Source organism: Pseudomonas brassicacearum (assembly GCF_000585995.1).
In the GTDB taxonomy this organism is placed as follows: domain Bacteria; phylum Pseudomonadota; class Gammaproteobacteria; order Pseudomonadales; family Pseudomonadaceae; genus Aquipseudomonas; species Aquipseudomonas brassicacearum_A.
Genome location: NZ_CP007410.1, coordinates 5,589,002 through 5,607,564, shown reverse-complemented (window position 1 = coordinate 5,607,564; position 18,563 = coordinate 5,589,002). Strand labels below are relative to the sequence as shown.

Sequence of the window (18,563 nt, the reverse complement as noted above, 5' to 3'; positions counted from 1 at the left end):
CTCCCATGGCTATCAGCAATACCCACGCCGATACGACGGCGGTCCCCGCCACGCCCCAAAGCAGCCCGTTGGTCATGCGCATTATCGGTGCCGTGGCGCTGGCACATTTGATCAACGACCTGATTCAAGCGGTGCTGCCGTCCATTTACCCGATGCTCAAGGACAGTTATGGCCTGACCTTTACCCAGGTTGGCCTGATCACGCTGACCTTCCAACTGACGGCCTCTGTGCTGCAACCCTGGGTCGGTTACCACACGGATCGACATCCCAAGCCCTGGTTGCTGCCGGCTGGGACGGTATGCACGCTGATCGGCATCGTGATGATGTCCATGGTCGGCAGTTTTACCTTGATCCTGCTGGCCGCCGCGTTGATCGGCATCGGCTCGTCGACTTTTCACCCGGAAGCCTCGCGAGTCGCGCGACTGGCCTCGGGCGGTCGTTATGGGTTGGCGCAATCGACGTTCCAGGTCGGCGGTAATGCCGGTTCGGCCTTCGGCCCGCTGCTGGCGGCCGCGATCATCATTCCCTACGGGCAGGGCAATGTGGCCTGGTTCGGGTTGTTCGCCCTGTTTGCGTTGTTCGTGCTGTACCGCATCAGCCGTTGGTACGCCAACCACCTGAACCTGTTCAAGCTCAAGCAAGGCCAGGCGGCCACCCACGGTTTGTCCAAGGGCCGGGTCTTGAGTGCGCTGGTGGTGTTGGGGCTGCTGGTGTTCTCCAAGTATTTCTACATGGCCAGTTTCACCAGTTACTTCACCTTCTACCTGATCGAAAAATTCGACCTGACAGTGGCCTCCTCGCAGTTGCACCTGTTCCTGTTCCTCGGCGCGGTGGCGGCGGGGACGTTCTTTGGCGGTCCGATCGGTGACCGGATCGGACGCAAGGCGGTGATCTGGTTCTCGATCCTCGGCGTGGCGCCGTTCACCCTGATCCTGCCTCACGTCGACCTGCTGTGGACCAGCATCCTCAGCGTGGTGATCGGCTTCATCCTGGCCTCGGCGTTCTCGGCCATCGTGGTGTATGCCCAGGAACTGGTGCCGGGCAATGTCGGGATGATCGCCGGGGTGTTCTTTGGCCTGATGTTCGGTTTCGGCGGGATTGGCGCCGCGCTGCTGGGGCATCTGGCGGACATTCGTGGCATCGAGTACGTGTATTGGTTGTGCTCGTTCCTGCCGTTGTTAGGGGTATTGGCGATTTTCCTGCCGAGGACTAAAAAAGCCTGAACCGCAGCGACGCCTAATCATCGGCCGCAAAAAAGCCGCGTTGAATCGCGGCTTTTTCCTGGGCGTTCGCTCGTTGATTACGACCAAAGTACTGTTTTGTATAACTCCTAAGTTCGATTTTGTATAAAACTCGACCGTGTTAATTTGCTGTTGTGGTTATTGGTCTGAATGGATTCTGCGACGTTATTCAAGAGTGACCTCCATGGTTGCTGGAAAAGCAGGGATCGCGCATTCTTTCCACCTATCGCCCTTATTGCTCTGGCACCTAAGGCCCTCGGTTCTTGATTTGAATACCTCTATCTGCTTTTCAGGCAAATAGAGTGGATTTACGCCCCACCTGCCACGTTTCAAATACTTATAAAGCAGCTGTATCGCCGTGCCTTTCAAGGCGATTGTCTTGTGGGCAGCGTAAACAGCCATGAGTGATTGTTATTCGCCGCGTCGTGCAAAAGTTAGAGGCCGTCGTCTTTAACGTTGGCAATAAATAGAATCAGGCAGGGGATGATATGAAGTTCAAATCATTGCAGGCACGCATTTGTGTCACGGCAGGCATTTGCCTGTTTATTTCATCCATCAGCCTGGTTGTCTACGGGCTCTTCACTGCTCGGGCTAACGAGCAATATGTCGCGACCGAAGTCAGCGCGCTGGTAGAAAAATCAACGATCCGGGAAATCCAGAACCTGGCCGAGTCCCGGGCCAATGCTATCCAGGCCAAGCTGCAGAATGCGCTGGACGCCGCCCGCACCATGGCCAATGCCTTTGCCGCCAGCAAGGCTGCGCAAAGCCCTCTGGCATTGGGGCGTGAACAGATCAACACCGTGTTGCTCAGCGTCCTCAAGGACAACCCCGACTTCAACGGCAGCTATTCCTGCTGGGAACCGGATGCGCTGGACGGACAGGATCTCGCGTTCCGTAATGCTCAAGATGGCAATAATCCGCTGACAGGACGTTTCACGCCTTACTGGACACGCAGCGCCGGTGGCCATGTCGCGGTGCAGCCGTTGGTCGAGTACGACTCCCTGGACCGTCACCCCAATGGTGTGCCCAAAGGCGGTTGGTACAGCGGCCCACGGGACACCCTTAAGGAAAGTGTGCTGGACCCTATTCCATACGTGGTCCAGGGTAAAAACGTCTGGCTGACCACCTTGTCCGTGCCCATCGTGGCCAACGGCAAGTTCTACGGTGTGGTCGGGGCGGACTTCGATATCGCCTTCATCCAGAAGCTCAGTGAGCAGATGTCGGCCGATCTCTACGGTGGCAAGGGCTCGGTTTCGATCTTGAGTAACCAGGGGCTGGTGGTCGCGGATAGCCAGCGCACTGACCTGATTGGCCAATCCATCAAGGCTTTGTTGCCTGACTCTTGGGAAAAAGTCCTCGGCGATATCCAGGGCGGTCGTGGTGACGGCCTGCTCAATCCACAAACACAGAATATCGAAGTGCTGATGCCCATTGCACTCGGTCGCACAGGCAAGCCCTGGGCGGTGCTGATTCGCTTGCCCAAGGCCGTGGTGATGGCCCAGGCCATTGCCCTGGAGCAGGAGCTGCAGGCGCGCAGTATCAGCAACAGCATCTGGCAAGTGTCGGTAGGGCTAGGTATTTCGCTGCTGGCCCTGGCCGCCCTGTGGTTTGCCGCCGCGAAAATCGTCGGGCCGATTCGCGAGGCTGCGGCCTTGGCCGCCAACATCAGCCTGGGGGATTTCTCTCGGCGCCTGGTGCAGAAATCCGAGGATGAAGTCGGGCAACTGTCTGTGGCGCTCAACGACATGTCTGAAAGCCTGCAACGGCAGGTCAGGGTGGCCGAGCGTATTTCCGAAGGGGATCTGGACCTGGAGGTCCGCTTGTCTTCGCCCCACGATACCCTTGGCAAGTCATTGGAGAAGATGGTCAGTAACCTGAACCAGCTGATTTCCGAGGTCCAGACCAGCGCCACCCAGATCACCGGCAGCTCGGCGCAGGTCACCGATCTGAGCCAGTCATTGTCCGATGGCGCGTCCAACTCTGCCTCGTCCATCACCGAGATCAGCGCGGTGATGACACAAATGGCCGCGCAGACCCGGGACAACGCCGCCAACGCCAAGAAAGCCGATGAGCAATCCCAAGCCTCGCGCGCCGATGCGGGGGAAAGCGACAAACTGATGAGTGAGCTGATTGCCGCCATGGCCGAAATCGACAATTCGGGCAAGGACATCACCGCGATCATCACCACCATCGATAACATTGCCGCACAAACCAACCTGCTGGCCCTGAACGCGGCCATCGAAGCGGCCCGGGCCGGTGAGCTTGGGCGCGGTTTTGCCGTGGTCGCCGATGAAGTGCGTAGCCTGGCCGCCCGCAGCGCCGAAGCCGCCCAGCAGACAGCCGCGTTGATCGCCGACTCCTCAAGCAAGACCCAGCGCGGCATGATCATCGCGGGCCGGACCGCCGAATCGTTGAAAAACATCGTCAATGGAACCAGCGCGGTTTCCAACCTGGTTTCGCTGATCTACCAGGCCTCGAGCGAGCAGGCTTCCGGTTTGCAGCAGGCCAGCATCGGCTTGGAACAGATCGATGAAGTAACGCAGAAAAACCAGTCCAACTCGCAAGAGTGCGCGGTGGCGGCCAAGGACCTTTCGGAGCGGGCCTCACTGATGCAGCGTGTGCTGGGTCGCTTTAAAGTCAAAAGGGGTTAACGAGGTTTTTCCAGCCGACTCCAGGCGAATCTGCAATGTAATGACGCAAAATCCCCGTATCAGCCAATGTTGACGGGGATTTTCTGTTTCTGCGCTTGGCCGGGCTGGCTTGACTGACTTGCCGTAAATGATCGCAATTACATTGCTTTGGCCAATTGGATCTCGATGACGCCGTTGAGGGTGTACTATCGATACTCGCCCATCGGATATCAGTTAGCCATGTCCACGCTAAGCGAAGAGAGCCGTCAGATCGTAGCTTCTCTGACGCACCGCGTTGGCCCCAACGCTGACATTGCAAAGACCGCCCACGCGATCATTTCAATTCTGCAGGATATAGAGGCGGCCCTTACGCCCGTCATTGGTCAACAAGGAGTTGCCGCGCTCTATCGCCGCAGCTTGCATCTGTGTGGGTCCACTCATCCGCGTCTGACCGGCCCCTGCGATAGGGTGCAGGCCGGCCAGGTCCTGACGGCCCTTAAATCCGTACTCGTTGAGCAAAGCGAAGCCGATGCGCTGTTTTTCGGTGAAATGTTGCTGACCATCTTCTACGAATTGCTGACCACGTTGATCGGGCCCTCGCTCACCGCACGTTTGCTTCGTGGCGTGTGGGAACCTTCCTTGAGCGACACCCCTTCGCAGGAAAATTCGCCATGAGCACCAAAGTGACTATCAACCGCTTGGCCACCGGCGTGCCAGGGCTGGACGAGGTCTTGGGCGGAGGATTGCCGGAGTTTTCGTTCAATCTGATCGCCGGTCCGCCGGGTTGTGGCAAGACCACCCTCGCGCACCAGATGATGTTTGCCCTGGCCACCCCCGAGCGTCCCGCGCTATTTTTTACTGTACTGGGCGAGCCGCCGCTGAAGATGCTGCGTTACCAGCAGCAGTTCGATTTTTTCGACAGCGACGCGATCAATCAGTCGATCCGCTACGTCAACCTGGCTGACGACACCCTGGCCGGGGACCTGGACGAAGTGCTGCGACGCATTGTCAGCGAGGTGGAGGCTCACTCCCCGGCGCTGGTGTTCGTTGATTCGTTCCGTTCGGTGGTGCTGGCCAGCCAGACCCAGGACAACCCGAATAACAACCTGCCGCAGTTCGTCCAGCAACTGGGCATGCTGATGACCACTTGGCAGGCCACGACGTTCCTGATCGGCGAGTACTTCACCGAAACCGATACCAACCCGATTTTCACCGTGGCCGATGGGCTGATCTGGCTGCGCCAGAGCGTTCAGCGCAATTCCATGGTGCGCAAGATGGAAATCATGAAGATGCGTGGCCAGCCGACGTTGCCGGGGCTGCACACCTTCCGTATCGCCTCGTCGGGGATCAAGGTCTTTGCCCCGGCGCCCTTCAATCCGGTCGAGGCCCCGCTGGAATTCCCCATCAAGCGCCTGGCCATGGGCGTGCCGCAGCTCGATGAGATGCTCGGCGGTGGGTTGCCGTGTGGTTATTCCTTGTTAGTGGCGGGCCCGTCCGGTTCGGGCAAGAGCATCCTGGCGGCGTCCTTCCTCGCCGAAGGCGCGCGAAACGGCGAAACCGGCGTGATCGCAGTGTTCGAGCAACGTCCCAATCATTCCCAGAACGCCACCCTGGCCAACTTGATTCAATGCGACAAGGTCGGGCTGGTGGATAGCCGGGCACCGGACCTGTCTATCGATGAAATCGTGCAATTGCTGTTGAGCGAGATCACCCGCTTGAAAGCGACCCGGGTGGTCATTGATTCGCTGTCGGGTTTCGAACTGGCGCTGGCGCCGACCTTTCGCGAGGACTTTCGCGAATCGCTGTCGCGCTTGGTCACCGCATTGACCAGCGCCGGTGTCAGTGTCTTGCTGACTTCGGAGCTGGAAGACCGTTACACCGACCTGCGTTTCAGTCCTTACGGCACGGCTTTTCTCACCGACGCCATCATCGTTCAGCGCTACATTGAAGTGCAGAGTCGTCTATTGCGCATCATGGCGGTGGTCAAGGTGCGGGCCAGCGCCCATTCCGATGAGTTACGCCTGTATCGCATCGACGATAGCGGTTTGCAGATCGGTGAAATGTTGCCGGACCGGGAAGGATTGCTCGGCGGCCGGCCAACCCGGCAGCTTGCTGTCAAAGACAGTGGATGAGACAACATCATGGATGAGGCCAATGACAAGAATGAGCAAGCGATGGCCACGGTCGCTCGCGAGCTGTTCCTGCTTGGCCAGAAAACCGTCGAGGCGAGGGCGGTGCTGGCGGCGTTGCGCAAGGAGCTGAGCGACGCCAACACCCAAATTGCCGATAAGCAACAGATCGAGCAATTGATCGAGGCCAACCAGCAGTTGGTCCTGGCGATTCTGTCGGCCCAGTCCGAGGCGGAAAAGCCAAAACCCACGCAAGCAGAGCAACAGCTGTACCTGGAAATGCGTGAAGCCAATGAGCTCTTGGTCATCGCCGCCCTCAGTGCGCAACACCTGAGAACCTCGGCCGAACGCGCGCTGGAGCGCCAACGTAGCGTTCTTGCCCTGGTGGCCCACGAACTGCGCAATCCGCTGACCCCCATCAGCATGATTGCCGGCCGACTGGCGCGGGTGCCCAGTGAGGAGCTGCCGCGCATGCAAACGTTAATCGAAGGCCAAGTGCGGCACATGTCCCGATTAATCGAAGACTTGCTTGATGTCTCTCGCGTCAAGACCGGCAAACTTCGCCTCGATTGCCATATTGTCGATCTGGTCCAGATCATTCATGAGGCCATGGAAATTTTTGGGCCGGTCATGATTTCTGGGGATTTGCACTTCAGCGCCAAACTGCCGGGGGGCGCCTTGTCGGTGAATGGCGATCCGGTGCGGCTCGCGCAGATTCTCGGCAATCTGCTGGGCAACGCGGCCAAGTACACCCCGGTGGGCGGCACCATCGCACTTTCGGTCACCGTCGAAGTCGACGTAGTGGAAATAAGCATCCGCGATACCGGCATAGGCATCTCGGCCAAGGCGCTGCCGTTCATCTTCGAACCCTTTGTGCAGGACGTTCACGCCGTCGGTTTCAACGGCGCAGGCCTGGGCATTGGTCTTACGGTGGTGCGCGAGTTGGTCGAAAGCCACGGTGGCACGGTGATTGGCAAGAGCGCGGGCGACGGTCAGGGGAGCGAGTTCGTGGTGCGGTTGCCGTTGGTGAGTCAAACCACCTGAACTAATAGCGGCGTAAACGAGTTTTCAGGTGGCGAATATCGACTCCACGATCATGAGGAGAACTTGTGATCATTCGGATTAAAATGAGTTTGTCTCACTGGCTGGTAACTGTCGACAATGGCGCCTATCAAGCACATTGGAGATATTTGTCATGGCATTGGCCCATTCCCTTGGATTTCCGCGCATTGGCCGCGACCGCGAACTGAAGAAAGCACAAGAGGCTTTCTGGAAGGGCGAGCTAAACGAAGAGGGTTTGCGTGCCGTTGGTCGTGAGCTGCGCAAAACCCACTGGGACTTGCAGAAAAACGCTGGCATTGAGCTGTTGCCGGTCGGCGACTTTGCCTGGTATGACCAGGTCCTCACCCATTCCCTGATGTTCGGTGTGATCCCTGAACGCTTCCGTCCGGCGGATGGCCAGGCTTCGTTGCACACCCTGTTCGACATGGCTCGCGGCGTCAGCGACAGCTGCTGTGGCGGTGCGCATGCCCAGGAAATGACCAAGTGGTTTGACACGAACTACCACTACCTTGTCCCTGAATTCAGTGCAGACCAGCAGTTCCAGCTCGGCTGGGATCAACTGTTCGAAGAAGTCGAAGAAGCGCTTGCACTGGGTCACAACGTCAAGCCAGTGATCATTGGCCCGCTGACTTACCTGTGGCTGGGCAAGGCCAAGGGTGCCGAATTCGACAAGCTTGAACTGCTGGATCGTCTGCTGCCGCTGTACGGCCAGATCTTCCAGCGCCTGGCCGCACAGGGTGTCGAGTGGGTGCAAATCGACGAGCCGATCCTGGTCCTCGATCTGCCGCAAGAATGGAAAAACGCTTTTGAGCGTGCCTACAACCTGATTCAGCGTGATCCGTTGAAAAAGCTGGTCGCCACCTACTTCGGTGGTCTGGAGGAGAACCTGGGCCTGGCCGCCAACCTGCCGGTCGATGGCTTGCACATCGACCTGGTGCGTGCCCCGGAACAGTACCCGACGATTCTGGATCGCTTGCCCGCCTACAAAGTGCTGTCGCTGGGCGTGGTCAACGGCCGCAACGTATGGCGTTGCGACCTGGAAGCCGCATTGGCCACGCTGCAACATGCCAGCGAGCGTCTGGGGGATCGCTTGTGGGTCGCACCGTCCTGCTCGTTGTTGCACAGCCCGGTCGACCTGGACCGTGAAGATAAGCTCGATGCCGAACTGAAAAGCTGGCTGGCCTTTGCCGTGCAGAAGTGCGAAGAAGTCGCGGTGTTGGCTCTGGCCGTGAATGAGCCGGAGGCTGCGAAGGTGCTCCAGGCACTGGCACAAAGTCGCGCCGTCCAGGCTGACCGTGTGGCCTCGCCACGTATTCATAAGCCGGCGGTTCAGGCTCGTGTTGCCGCGATCACCGCCAAGGACAGTCAGCGCCATTCCCTGTTTGCCCAACGAATCGAGAAACAACGCGCGGGTTTGAACTTGCCGTTGTTCCCGACCACCACCATTGGATCGTTCCCGCAAACCGCCTCTATTCGCCTCGCTCGCCAGTCGTTCAAACAAGGCAAGCTGAGCGAAGCGCAATACACCGACGCGATGCACAGCGAGATCCGCCACGCCGTCCTGGTCCAGGAACGCTTGGGGCTGGATGTGCTGGTACACGGCGAAGCCGAGCGTAACGACATGGTCGAATACTTCGCCGAGCAACTGGACGGCTATGCGTTCACCCGTTTCGGTTGGGTGCAAAGCTACGGTTCGCGTTGTGTTAAGCCGGCGGTGATTGTCGGTGACCTGAGTCGTCCGAAAGCCATGACGGTGGAGTGGATTCGCTATGCCCAAGGCCTGACTGACAAAGTCATGAAGGGCATGCTGACCGGACCGGTGACCATGCTGATGTGGTCGTTCCCGCGCGAAGATGTATCGCGCAAAGTCCAGGCCCAACAACTGGCCCTGGCCCTGCGAGATGAAGTGCTCGACCTGGAAACGGCCGGCATCAAGATCGTGCAGATCGACGAAGCGGCGTTCCGTGAAGGTCTGCCGCTGCGCCGGGCGCAATGGCAGGCGTACCTGGACTGGGCGGTGGAGGCGTTCCGTCTGAGCGCATCTGGCGTGCGTGACGAAACGCAGATCCATACACACATGTGCTACAGCGAGTTCAACGACGTCATCAAGTCCATAGCGGACATGGATGCCGACGTCATCACCATCGAGACTTCGCGTTCGGACATGGAATTGCTGGATGCGTTCGAAGCCTTCGACTACCCGAATGACATAGGCCCCGGGGTCTACGACATCCATTCGCCCCGGGTTCCGGATGCCTCGGAAATGGCCAACTTGTTGCGTAAAGCCGCCAAGCGTATTCCCGCCGAGCGTCTATGGGTCAACCCCGACTGCGGCCTGAAAACCCGCGGCTGGCAGGAAACCGAAGCGGCGCTGGTGCACATGGTCAGCGCGGCACGGCGTCTGCGTAAAGAGTTGGCTTGACGCTTTACCAGCATGACACCCAACCGAAGCACTTCACTGTGCTTCGGTTTTTTCATTGAGCACCGGACATGGCGCGCGAGTGCAACCCGCTTGGCGATGGTGGGCTAAAGCACAAGACTTCCGATTGAAAAAGCGGATAATGGCCGCCTATTTTTTGCTCGTTATGCTGGTAATCCCGTATGGAAATCAAGGTCAACTTTCTCGACAACCTTCGACTTGAAGCCAAGTTTGATGACTTTACGGTGGTGGCCGATCAACCTATCCGCTACAAAGGCGATGGCTCGGCCCCCGGGCCGTTCGATTACTTTCTGGCTTCATCGGCGTTGTGCGCGGCTTACTTTGTGAAGCTGTATTGTCAGACGCGCAATATCCCCACCGATAACATTCGCCTGTCGCAAAACAATATTGTTGACCCGGAAAATCGCTACAACCAGATCTTCAAGATCCAGGTCGAGCTGCCGGCAGATATCAGCGACAAAGACCGCCAAGGCATTTTGCGTTCCATCGACCGTTGTACGGTGAAGAAGGTCGTGCAAGCCGGACCTGAGTTCGTCATTGAAGAGGTGGAAAACCTCGACGCCGATGCCCAGGCGTTGCTGATGCCGAACTCGGTTTCCCAAGCCGGCACCTATATCGCCGGCAAGGACCTGCCGCTGGAGCAAACCATCGCCAATATGTCGGGTATTTTGGCGGACCTGGGCATGAAGATTGAGATCGCTTCGTGGCGCAATATTGTTCCCAATGTGTGGTCGCTGCATATTCGCGATGCACACTCGCCGATGTGTTTTACCAATGGCAAGGGCGCGACCAAAGAGAGCGCACTGGCGTCGGCGTTGGGCGAATTCATCGAGCGACTGAACTGCAACTTTTTCTACAACGATCAGTTCTGGGGCGAAGACATCGCCAACGCGGCGTTTGTGCATTACCCGGACGAACGCTGGTTCAAGCCTGGCCGTAAAGATGCGCTGCCGGCGGAAATCCTCGACGAGTACTGCCTGAAAATCTACAACCGCGACGGCGAGCTGCGTGGCTCCCACCTGATCGACACCAACTCGGGTAATGAAGAGCGCGGCATCTGCTCGCTGCCGTACGTGCGCCAGTCGGACGGCGAGGTGGTGTATTTCCCGTCCAACCTGATTGAAAACCTGTTCCTGAGCAACGGCATGAGCGCCGGTAACACCCTGGCCGAAGCTCAGGTGCAATGTCTGTCGGAGATTTTCGAGCGTGCGGTAAAACGCGAGATCATCGAAGGTGAATTTGCCCTGCCAGATGTACCGTCCAGTGTGCTGGCGAAGTACCCGGGAATTATGGCCGGTATTCAGGCGCTGGAAGAGCAGGGGTTCCCCGTCCTGGTGAAGGATGCATCCCTGGGAGGGGAATTCCCGGTGATGTGCGTCACGTTGATGAACCCGCGTACCGGCGGTGTGTTTGCCTCGTTCGGCGCACACCCGAGCCTGGAAGTGGCGCTGGAACGCAGCCTGACCGAATTGTTGCAGGGCCGCAGTTTCGAAGGCCTCAATGACTTGCCCCAGCCGACGTTCGAAGGTCATGCGGTGACCGAGCCGAATAACTTCGTCGAGCACTTCATCGACTCCAGCGGCGTGGTGTCGTGGCGCTTTTTCAGCGCCAAGTCCGATTACGAGTTCGTGGAGTGGGACTTCTCCGGCCAGGGTGAAAACTCGAATGCCGAGGAGGCCGCGACCTTGTTCGGCATTCTCGAAGGCATGGGCAAGGAAGTGTACATGGCGGTCTACGAGCATATCGGCGCGAAAGCGTGTCGCATCCTGGTGCCGGGCTATTCGGAAATCTATCCCGTGGACGATCTGGTCTGGGATAACACCAACAAAGCGCTGTTTTTCCGCGCCGACATCCTGAACCTGCATCGCCTGGACGAAGACGAACTGCAAGCGCTGGTCGAGCGTCTGGTGGAAAGCGAGCTGGACGACTACACCGACATCACCACCTTGATCGGCATCGAGTTCGATGACAACACGGCTTGGGGCCAGTTAACGATCCTGGAGTTGAAGCTGCTGATCTATCTGGCCTTGCAGCAGTTTGAAGAGGCGAAGGAAGCGGTGGAAACCTTCTTGCAGTACAACGACAACACGGTTGAGCGCGGGTTGTTCTACCAGGCCGTGAATGTGGTGCTGGAGATGCAGCTGGACGAAGACCTGGAACTGGAAGACTACGAGGCCAATTTCCGCCGGATGTTTGGCAACGAACGGATGGATGCGGCGATCGGCTCGGTGGATGGCAGCGTGCGCTTCCATGGCTTGACGCCGACCAGCATGAAACTGGAGGGTCTCGATAGACACCTGCGCCTGATCGACAGCTACAAAAAACTGCACGCGGCGCGGGCCAATGTGTCGGCTTTATCTTCTGGACTCGCCCCGTCGATTGGCTAAATCCCGGCACTTGCATGAGGTTCGGTTTTTTCCGGACCCCGGGATTCAGTCAAACGGAACGAAATCGCAGGATCTGCGCGCCGTCGAAAGGGTCGATCAGGTAATGGGCGTGCACGCCGAACGTATCCTGCAAGCGTTGCGGAGTCAGCACCTCCAGAGGTTTGCCGAGGGCCACCAGCCGGCCCCATTCCAGTACTGCCAGGCGGTCACAGGTTAACGCCTGGTTCAGGTCATGCAGGGCGATGACCGTCGTGACAGGTAGCGCTTGCACCACTTTTAGAATGGCGAGCTGATGCTGGATATCCAAGTGATTGGTGGGTTCGTCCAGCAATAGAATCTGCGGACGTTGGGCCAGTGCCCGAGCGATGTGAACACGTTGGCGTTCACCGCCGGACAGACTGTGCCAGGTGCGGTTTTTCAAGTGTGCCGCATCGACGTCCCACAGCGCCTGCTGGACGATGGCCGCGTCTTCGTGTGACCACGGACTCAAGGCCGATAACCACGGCGTTCGGCCCAACGCAACGGCGTCGAACACGCTGATCGCATCCAGTGTGTCGGCCTGTTGCTCAACCACGGCCAGGGTCTGCGCGACGGTTCGCCGTGCCAGTGTCTTGAGGGGCTGGTTGTTGAGGTGAATGTCGCCCCGGCTGGGCGTACGCACACCCGCCAGCAGTTTGAGCAGTGTGGATTTTCCCGAACCGTTGGGCCCGACGAGGCCCAGGGTTTCGCCTCGACGGATGTCCAGGTGGATATCGTGTAGCAACTCGGCGTCGCGTATCTGGAACCCGAGGCCGGAGCAACTCAGCACGGGTTCGCCGATAACAGAGGTGACGGCATTCATCGGGCATTTCTCCGACCGATCAGGATCAACGCGAACACCGGAGCGCCCACCAGTGCGGTGATGACGCCGACCGGGATCACTTGGCCTTTGATCAGCGTTCGAGAGAAGACGTCGGCGGCGATCAGGAACACCGCGCCACCCAACGCACTCGCCGGCAACAGGCGCGCATGCCGGGTACCCAGCAACAAACGCACGGCATGGGGAATGACCAGCCCGACGAAACCGATGGAGCCAACAATCGACACCATCACCGCAGTCACCAGTGCCGCGCAGCTGATCAGCAGAAATTGCACCCGGCGTACCGGAATGCCAAGGGAGGCGGCCGAGTCGGCGCCAAAGGTAAAGGCGTCCAGCGCTCGTCGATGCCACAGGCACACCGCGAGACCGATCAATGCCACGGGCACCGACAGCCACACCGACGGCCAACGCACCCCACTGAGATTTCCCAGCAACCAGAACATGATGCCGCGAGCTTGTTCGGAGCTGGCAGACTTGGTAATCAGAAACGCGGTGAGCGCATTGAACAACTGCGAGCCGGCAATCCCGGCCAGGATGATCTGCCCGGTGCCTGCGGGTGAGCGGCTGGCACGGGCCAGCAAAACAACCACGGCGAACGCGGCAACGGCCCCGGCAAAAGCCCCGACCGACAACGAAACCAGCCCCGCCCCAATGCCCAGCAGCGCCACCAGTACCGCGCCTGTCGAGGCGCCGGCGGAGATGCCGAGCAGGTAAGGATCGGCCAACGGGTTACGCAACAGCGATTGCAAGATCACCCCGCAGGTCGCCAGGCCCGCGCCGCAGGCCGCCGCCACCAGCGCACGGGTCAGGCGGTAGTTCCAGACGATGCCTTCGTCTATCGGGTCGAGGGCATAACCTGCGGCCCACAGTTTGTTGGCCAGCACCTGGAACACCACGCTCGGCTCAATGCTCGTTTCACCGATGGTCACGCCGGCAATCACCGCCAGAAGCAGCGTGACCAATGCCAGCAACGTTCGAATCAGCGTCGAAGTCATTTCGGCAGGTCGTAGCCGCTGATGGCCGTTGCCAGGGTTTCCAGGCCGTCGAACATTCTGATGCTGGCTTGCATGGCCATCGCATCGAGAATGATGATGCGGTTGTTTTTCACCGCGTCCATATTACGGGTCACCGGGTCACTGCGCAGGAATTGCAGCTTCTTTTCATGGTCGTCAGCCGGAAAGCGTCGGCGATCCATGCGGGCAATGACCAGGAAGGTCGGGTTGGCCTTGGCGATGGTTTCCCAGCCGACGGTCGGCCATTCCTCGTCGGACTCGATCACGTTGCGCACGCCCAGGGTACTGAGCATGAAGTCAGGAACGCCCTTGTGCCCAGCCACATAGGGGTCGATGTCCAAACTGGCGCTGGAGAACCAGAACAGCGCGCTCGTCTGCTTGAGGTCCTTGGCCTGCACCGTGGCGATAGACTTCGCCAGGCTGTCCTTGAGTTGAGCGTTCAACTGCTGGCCACGCTCCTGTACGTCGAAGATTTCAGCCAACTGGCTGATGCTCTTGTAGATACTGTCGATGCGAAACGCCTCCAGCCGCGTGCCATCCGCACCGACCAGATTATCCTTGGCCTCGCAATCGGAGGGCATCAAGTAGGTCGGGATCTTCAGTTCGTGAAACTGCTGGCGGGTGCCGACCACGCCTTGCGGTCCGACCGTCCATTCCAGTTCCGCCACCACCAACTGCGGACGTTTGCCGATCACCCCCTCGAAGCTCGGCTCGTTATCGGCCAGGCGTTCGATCTTGTCGTCCTGCGCCTTGTATTTCACCTGCACATCGTTGAACCAGAGCGAAGTGCCGACCACCTTGTCGCTCAACCCCATGGCATAGAGCATTTCAGTGCCGGCCTGGCCGATGGTCACGGCGCGACTGGGTGATTGCTCAAAGGTCAGCGTGCTGCCGCAGTTCTCGAGGGTCAGGGGGTATTGAGTCGGGGCCGCATGGGCGAGGCACGGCAGACCCAGGGCAATGACGAGGGGGACAAGGCGGGGCAGCAGCATGATGCAATCTCCAGTTGACCGTACACGGAGCAGGGGACGGACTGGAAAACACATCATCGAACGCTGCCGCTAAAGCACTGAAGTGCCGATCGGCCCAGTGACGCGCAGCGCAAGGATGTCCTTCCCGGACACCCCGCCGGTTAGTGATTGACTTGGCCGGCAGGTCTCCTGACTGATGCGTCATCGCCTGGCTCCAGCCTTCCCGGGGCGATCCCAGTGGCCATTGTGGAGCAGGCTCAGCACCTACAGTTGCGGGGGCAGTTCCGTTTGATGCCGTGCGAGGCATCTCGGATTCCCTATTAGTCCCGTTGGGGAACCGGCGGTCGGCATGGTAGTCGATCAGGGTGTTTATCACCACTGACCTCTGAGAGGCCTTCTCCTGGCGTCGTGCGATTCCGGGAATGATTTTCTGGAGGTGCGGCACAGCGTCGCTTCTTGCTATCCTGACGGCCCTCTTCATGGACGAACACTGAGACAAGCCATGGCTAACTACACCCCGTCACACATCGGGAAGATATTGCTGGGCCTGCTGTTTGCCCTGATTGGTATCGGCTTGTTGAGCATTGCCATCAATCTCACGCTTGAGCGACGCGAGTTTCTCGACCGCGCACAGACCGCCGATGGCATCGTCAGCCACTTGAATGCCGGTGGTTCGCATCCAGAGATCGCCTTCACCACGGGCAGTGGTGAAAAAATCTCCTACCCCCAGGGCGGCTTCATCTTCGGCTATCAGCAGGGGCAGCCGGTGCGGGTGCATTACCTGCCCGAGCAGCCGGCCAACAGCGCCATCGTCGATGACTCGGCCGCGCTGTGGGGCACTTCCGGAGTCCTGGGGCTTATCGGCCTGGTGTTCACGCTTGTCGGTCTGGCAAAGGCTATCCGTCAGCGCGGTCGCGGTGCGGTTCATTCACATAAAGGACTTTAAGGTATGAGCAACAACATCCCGATCCCGGTCAACGAAAGTCGCTGGCAGTATCAGACCGCCAGCGGCGGTGGCCTGACCGTGGTCATGGTGGCGGGCAGTGGCGGTTCGATCATCCTGCGTTCGCCCGAGGGCGAGGACATCAGCTACCGCTACGGCGGCGTCGGGGTGGGTGTCGGATTTGGTGCGCGGCTGCCGCGTTTCGGCAAGATCAATATCCAGATCAAGGGCAAGGGTGTAGCTGCGGCCGGCGCGGCGGAGGCATTTCCCAGCACCGGCAAGGTGTTTGTCAGCGATGCGTTGGTCAGTCGCGACCTGACCAGTGACGACATCACCGGGCCTTGCATGTACACCGAAGTAGGGGTGGGCCTGGGCATCGGTGGTTCGGCCACGGCGCTGTTGTTTGGGCTTGATCCCAAGTTGCTGGCGTTGTCGATGGCGCTGAGTGCCAACCCGGCGACCTCGCTCATTGCTTCTACGCTGGTCAACCAGCGGTTGGCGAAGTCGGCCAAGGGGGCGGTGGTCATGGCTGGCATGAACGCTGGCCTGCAGGCCGGTGGTGGCGCTGCGATTTACATAGGCTATCTGTTCTAGCCTGGGGCGAGGCCACGGTGCCGATTAGAAAAAACGGTGCTTCTTCCTGAGGGGGATGGCACCTTTTTTTGGGGCTCGTCTTGGATTTTTGGGTTTGTGTGTATATCCGTTTCTGCGGTAACGGCTGCTGGCGGTTCCGCTCTTACAGCGGCTCACTTTTGAGGAGCGCAAAAGTAAGCAAAACGCTCTTGCCCCACCACTCGGTGCCTCGCTAGGGCTCGGCATGCCCTCTCTCCGGCATTGCTCCGTGGGCCCGCCGCGAAGGGCCATCCATGGCCCAGCGCGGCTATCCCGGCATCCATGCCGGGATGCCCACTCCACAATGCCTGCGTTCGGCCAGCGTGGTTTAACGGGGCGCCCCAGATCAAAAGCCAAAGCGAGGCGGCCTGATAGCCGACCTGGTTCGGGGTGTACGCGTTCCTCCTGTGGGAGCGGGCTTGCTCGCGAAGGCGATGTCACTGTCGATGAAGATGTTGAAGGGGCTGGCCTCATCGCGAGCAAGCTCGCTCCCACAGTTTTTTTGTGTCGTGTGCAGATGCTGTGAACACCTGCGTATCCTGTGGGAGCGAGCTTGCTCGCGATAGCGGTGGTCCAGCCACATAGATGCTGGATATACCCCGCTCTTGCTCTGCTTTAGATCTTGATCTTGATCTCGACGCCCCATTAACCACGCTGGCCGAACGTAGGTATTGCGCAGTGGGCACCTCGGCATGGATGCCGAGGTAGCCGCGCTGGGCCATGGATGGCCCTTCGCGGCGGCCCACGGAGCAATACCTACGTTCGGGCATGCCGAGCCCTAGCGAGGCACCGAGTGGTGGGGCAAAGCGTTTTTGGTTACTTTTGGCGCTTTTCTGTACGGACCGGACACATGGTTGACACCTGTGCGGAGACATAGTGGACACATTATGCGCCGTAGTCAGGGTTATTCACGTCGAAGGTCCGTAAAAAGTGATGGCAGAAATAGACGTCAAACAAGCCATCGCTTTCAGCGTTAGGGCGTATTGCGATGTGCTGTCCTACCAGTCCTTTGGCGATGCTGAAGTAGCGTTTCTGGAAGCGAAATCGACTGTGATACACCTTGGCCAACACATCATCCGGACCATATTCAAACTCTGACAGTTGCTGCGGATACGCCCAGGGGCTGCTCCGATAGCGGTCCATAGGCACCTTGTAGCCCAGCGCCTGATGGGGGCGCTGCAGGTTATAAACCTCACGCCATCGATCAAAAGCCGATTGAGCGTCCATTAGCGTGGAAAAATGACGCCCATCCAGCACCTCTGCTTTGAGTGAGCGGTGGAAACGTTCGATCTTTCCATTGGTTTGAGGATGGCGAGGACGGCTGAAACTGATCCGGATCCCCAGGCGAATCAGCCAGATACTCAGCTCTGTCACTTCACCCGGATTGCGTGGCGAGCCCCAAGGTGGGCCGTTATCGACGTTGATACGCGCCGGCAAGCCATAGCGTTGAAAAACCTCGATCATCCTCTCCTTCACCGTGGCTCCCCGTTCGTTGTCACAAGCCTCAATGGCTAGGCTGAACCGAGAGTGATCGTCCAGCAGGGTCAGGGGATGGCATCGACCTTGTTGCAGCGCAAAATGCCCTTTGAAATCCATCTGCCAAAGATCATTAGGCGCGTCGTGTTCAAATCTCAGCGTTGCCGATTGCTCTCTCTGAGAAGGCTGGATCAGGCCGTGCCGGTGCAAGACATTGGTGACGGTGCTGGGGGCGATACGCTTTTCCAACAGGCTGCTAATCGTGCGTCCGCCCCATGCCGGATGGGCCTGCCTAAGGGCGACGACTTGTGCCTCCATGGCGGCCTGGGTCAGTTTGGGGCTGGTCGCGGGTCTGCGGGACTTCTCTTGCAGACCCTGCTGACCATGCGCCTTGTAGCGATCTAGCCACTTGTAGGCTGTTTGCGGGCTGATGCCGAATCGTCGACACAGCTCACGTTTATTGCTGCCGGGTTGCCGTGCTAAGGCAACGAACTCTTCTTTCAGGCTCATGGCGTCTCTCGTGGTCCAGGGCATGATGGCTTTCCGGCGAAATTGGCTCGCTGGAAAGTGTCCACCATGTCCCCGCACACCCGTCAACCATGTGTCCGGTCCGTACAGCGCTTTTCCAAAAGTGACCCGCTGTAAGAGCGGAACCGCCAGTGGCCGTTACCAAAAAAAAGGATATACACCCAAATCTAAGTCCTGAGAAGAATCAGCGAAGCCAAGCGCCTACAACAAACCACCGGTCGGACGCTGCTGGTGCCAACGATGGAGCCGCGTGCGATTCCTTATCGCTCTAC

At 59.0% G+C, this 18,563-nt stretch carries 13 protein-coding genes, 1 pseudogene and 1 riboswitch; of the genes and pseudogenes, 10 read left to right on the top strand and 4 right to left on the bottom strand.

All coding sequences use genetic code 11. The features are described 5' to 3' along the window. The first annotated feature begins 5 nt into the window (after positions 1-5). From CD58_RS24000 to CD58_RS23965, 8 genes and pseudogenes are all read left to right on the top strand, one after another. On the top strand, positions 6-1,223 hold the full coding sequence (locus CD58_RS24000) for an MFS transporter (protein WP_025215476.1): 1,218 nt from the start codon (positions 6-8) through the stop codon (positions 1,221-1,223). Between the two features lie 506 nt (positions 1,224-1,729). Further along, a pseudogene (locus tag CD58_RS32015) lies at positions 1,730-2,992 on the top strand (HAMP domain-containing protein); the annotation flags it as partial. Next, positions 2,987-3,892: a methyl-accepting chemotaxis protein gene (locus tag CD58_RS32010; RefSeq protein WP_404942607.1), complete on the top strand. Its 906-nt coding sequence runs from the start codon at positions 2,987-2,989 to the stop codon at positions 3,890-3,892. The pseudogene CD58_RS32015 and the gene CD58_RS32010, both read left to right, overlap by 6 nt. Positions 3,893-4,111: 219 nt before the next feature. Then, positions 4,112-4,546, top strand: coding sequence for a hypothetical protein (locus tag CD58_RS23985; RefSeq protein WP_025215473.1), 435 nt, complete (start codon positions 4,112-4,114; stop codon positions 4,544-4,546). Further along, positions 4,543-6,003 (top strand): ATPase domain-containing protein, encoded by a 1,461-nt coding sequence (locus CD58_RS23980; protein ID WP_025215472.1) that lies wholly within the window; start codon positions 4,543-4,545, stop codon positions 6,001-6,003. The genes CD58_RS23985 and CD58_RS23980 overlap by 4 nt, the downstream gene beginning before the upstream one ends. Positions 6,004-6,012: 9 nt before the next feature. Continuing rightward, positions 6,013-7,044, top strand: a complete 1,032-nt coding sequence (locus tag CD58_RS23975) for a sensor histidine kinase (protein WP_025215471.1) — start codon at positions 6,013-6,015, stop codon at positions 7,042-7,044. 151 nt (positions 7,045-7,195) lie between these two features. Beyond that, positions 7,196-9,484: a 5-methyltetrahydropteroyltriglutamate--homocysteine S-methyltransferase gene (metE, locus tag CD58_RS23970; protein WP_025215470.1), complete on the top strand. Its 2,289-nt coding sequence runs from the start codon at positions 7,196-7,198 to the stop codon at positions 9,482-9,484. A gap of 179 nt (positions 9,485-9,663) precedes the next feature. Next, positions 9,664-11,889 carry an OsmC domain/YcaO domain-containing protein gene (locus CD58_RS23965; RefSeq protein WP_025215469.1) on the top strand — a complete coding sequence of 742 codons (2,226 nt, stop codon included), beginning with the start codon at positions 9,664-9,666 and terminating at the stop codon, positions 11,887-11,889. Between the two features lie 49 nt (positions 11,890-11,938). Here the strand turns inward: CD58_RS23965 and CD58_RS23960 are convergent, their stop codons facing one another. Genes CD58_RS23960 through CD58_RS23950 form a run of 3 tightly spaced genes read right to left on the bottom strand, consistent with a single transcriptional unit; the run spans position 11,939 to position 14,753 of the window. After that, a complete protein-coding gene (locus CD58_RS23960; protein WP_038436723.1) occupies positions 11,939-12,730 on the bottom strand; it encodes an ABC transporter ATP-binding protein in 792 nt (263 codons plus the stop codon). After that, positions 12,727-13,731: an iron chelate uptake ABC transporter family permease subunit gene (locus CD58_RS23955; protein ID WP_038436944.1), complete on the bottom strand. Its 1,005-nt coding sequence runs from the start codon at positions 13,729-13,731 to the stop codon at positions 12,727-12,729. Before CD58_RS23955 ends, CD58_RS23960 begins: the two co-directional genes overlap by 4 nt. An 8-nt stretch (positions 13,732-13,739) precedes the next feature. Continuing rightward, on the bottom strand, positions 13,740-14,753 hold the full coding sequence (locus CD58_RS23950; RefSeq protein ID WP_038436722.1) for an ABC transporter substrate-binding protein: 1,014 nt from the start codon (positions 14,751-14,753) through the stop codon (positions 13,740-13,742). 140 nt (positions 14,754-14,893) lie between these two features. Further along, a riboswitch (cobalamin riboswitch) is annotated at positions 14,894-15,089 on the bottom strand. Positions 15,090-15,234: 145 nt separating this feature from the next. Between CD58_RS23950 and CD58_RS23945 the strand changes: the two genes are divergently transcribed. Further along, positions 15,235-15,678 carry a DUF3592 domain-containing protein gene (locus CD58_RS23945; RefSeq protein ID WP_025215465.1) on the top strand — a complete coding sequence of 148 codons (444 nt, stop codon included), beginning with the start codon at positions 15,235-15,237 and terminating at the stop codon, positions 15,676-15,678. Positions 15,679-15,681: 3 nt separating this feature from the next. Continuing rightward, a complete protein-coding gene (locus CD58_RS23940; RefSeq protein WP_025215464.1) occupies positions 15,682-16,269 on the top strand; it encodes a hypothetical protein in 588 nt (195 codons plus the stop codon). Between the two features lie 903 nt (positions 16,270-17,172). On the opposite strand, the gene CD58_RS23935 is transcribed toward CD58_RS23940, so the two are convergent. Beyond that, positions 17,173-18,297 (bottom strand): IS481 family transposase, encoded by a 1,125-nt coding sequence (locus CD58_RS23935; RefSeq protein WP_025213442.1) that lies wholly within the window; start codon positions 18,295-18,297, stop codon positions 17,173-17,175. Positions 18,298-18,563 lie beyond the last annotated feature (266 nt).

Coding starts and splice junctions, on each gene's coding strand:
- CD58_RS23975 (WP_025215471.1), top strand. CDS start 6,013: ATGGATGAGGCCAATGACAAGAATGAGCAAGCGATGGCCACGGTCGCT.
- CD58_RS23960 (WP_038436723.1), bottom strand. CDS start 12,730: ATGAATGCCGTCACCTCTGTTATCGGCGAACCCGTGCTGAGTTGCTCC.
- CD58_RS23950 (WP_038436722.1), bottom strand. CDS start 14,753: ATGCTGCTGCCCCGCCTTGTCCCCCTCGTCATTGCCCTGGGTCTGCCG.
- CD58_RS24000 (WP_025215476.1), top strand. CDS start 6: ATGGCTATCAGCAATACCCACGCCGATACGACGGCGGTCCCCGCCACG.
- CD58_RS32010 (WP_404942607.1), top strand. CDS start 2,987: ATGTCTGAAAGCCTGCAACGGCAGGTCAGGGTGGCCGAGCGTATTTCC.
- CD58_RS23945 (WP_025215465.1), top strand. CDS start 15,235: ATGGCTAACTACACCCCGTCACACATCGGGAAGATATTGCTGGGCCTG.
- CD58_RS23940 (WP_025215464.1), top strand. CDS start 15,682: ATGAGCAACAACATCCCGATCCCGGTCAACGAAAGTCGCTGGCAGTAT.
- CD58_RS23935 (WP_025213442.1), bottom strand. CDS start 18,297: ATGCCCTGGACCACGAGAGACGCCATGAGCCTGAAAGAAGAGTTCGTT.
- metE (WP_025215470.1), top strand. CDS start 7,196: ATGGCATTGGCCCATTCCCTTGGATTTCCGCGCATTGGCCGCGACCGC.
- CD58_RS23985 (WP_025215473.1), top strand. CDS start 4,112: ATGTCCACGCTAAGCGAAGAGAGCCGTCAGATCGTAGCTTCTCTGACG.
- CD58_RS23965 (WP_025215469.1), top strand. CDS start 9,664: ATGGAAATCAAGGTCAACTTTCTCGACAACCTTCGACTTGAAGCCAAG.
- CD58_RS23980 (WP_025215472.1), top strand. CDS start 4,543: ATGAGCACCAAAGTGACTATCAACCGCTTGGCCACCGGCGTGCCAGGG.